Source organism: Zooshikella harenae, from assembly GCF_018837975.1.
GTDB lineage: Bacteria > Pseudomonadota > Gammaproteobacteria > Pseudomonadales > Zooshikellaceae > Zooshikella > Zooshikella harenae.
This window is the reverse complement of record NZ_JAGSOY010000244.1, coordinates 1-1,384: the sequence shown is the minus strand read 5'-3', so window position 1 is coordinate 1,384 and position 1,384 is coordinate 1. Positions and strand designations below refer to the sequence as shown.

The 1,384-nt window shown below is 41.0% G+C and carries 1 protein-coding gene; it reads left to right on the top strand.

What is annotated here, in order from left to right; translation table 11 throughout:
• Nucleotides 1–1,384: alpha/beta hydrolase family protein (locus KCG35_RS25320; RefSeq protein WP_215822627.1), on the top strand; the 1,384-nt coding region annotated here is incomplete at both ends.

Genomic DNA, 1,384 nt, shown 5'->3' with positions numbered 1-1,384 from the left:
TATCACATACACCATTTCCAAGGAAATACCGATACTGGCTTTGCGGGCACTGTGTTTAAGGATACTCAAAACGAAGATCAACTGATTATCGCTATGCGTGGCACCGAAGGTGTAGTTGATATCTTGGGACAAGATGGCGCATTAGCAACAGGTCTGTCGCTTACTGTCGGTCAGTTGCTGCAGACAGGCAAGATCAATGACTTCTTAAAAAAAGCAGGCATACTAGATGATGAAGGGAATACCGTCGCTGAGTACCATGGTAAAATAAAGTTTGTAGGACACTCGTTGGGTGGTCATTTAGCCTTGGTGGCCAATTACCGTTATCCTGAACTTCAAGATGAAACCTATACATTTAATGGTGCAGGCATTAGTCGTCTTTTTAGTGCTGCAACGCCAGACCGACTCATTATTAATATACGTGAGCTTACTCGAAAACTACTTGGCTCTCCTATACTGAAAGAAAGCAAGGTCTACAATATCTATTCAGAACCAGGCCTTGAGGTCACAGCCAATAAAATTACCTTTGTGAAACCCAGTGACTATCATCCTACCTTTATTGAAAAACAAGGTGGTTCAGATATAACCTCTGATATCTCATTCGATAATCACTCCATGGTTAACCTGGTTAATTCACTTTCAGTACAACGTATCTTTGCTTATTTAGATGCAGAAAACAGTTATGGTGAAATCAATAGCTACTTGAACCTAGTCTCCAATAAAGTCGTTGAGTTGCGCAATCAAGATGGTACCCCCATTGCCGATACCGAAAACGCGGGAGAATCCTTATCCATCGCGATGCATCATTTGGCGCAATTTTTAGGTGAAAAGTATATAGCGCTTGCGACACAAGAAAATGCATCTAGTGTAGCTGAATATAATCCGGCCTTATTTTTAAATAAAGCAGAAGAATTTTACAATCAGTTGGTGAATGAATTTGGTAAAACGCCTCCGTTTACCATCGAGCCTATGTATAAACTTAATGATAAAGTGGATCAGCTTATTGCAGACTATGGTGAAGAAGTAATAGGTAAAGTGACGCGCTACAGCCTGATGAACCTCTCACCTTTTATCGTTATTCCTAAAAACGCTGATTATAACCAAGGTATTTTTGCGGATGATCGCTATCAGTGGGATGGCAGCTTTTCCAAGGAGTTGATTGCTCAACGGGCTGGATTTATGGAAAAGGTTCTCATCCGTAATGCCCAACAACTGGCTAATGATGAAGCTGTGGGTGATGATGATGTCATGTATGTTGACCACTGGCTTGAAGGTAAAACCAATACATTAGGTGAAGTACAAGGTGTAACAACATTACGGGGTGGTAATGCATCAGAAAACCCACTAAACGCTAAACAGGTTGTATTTGGTAACCTGGACAGTAACA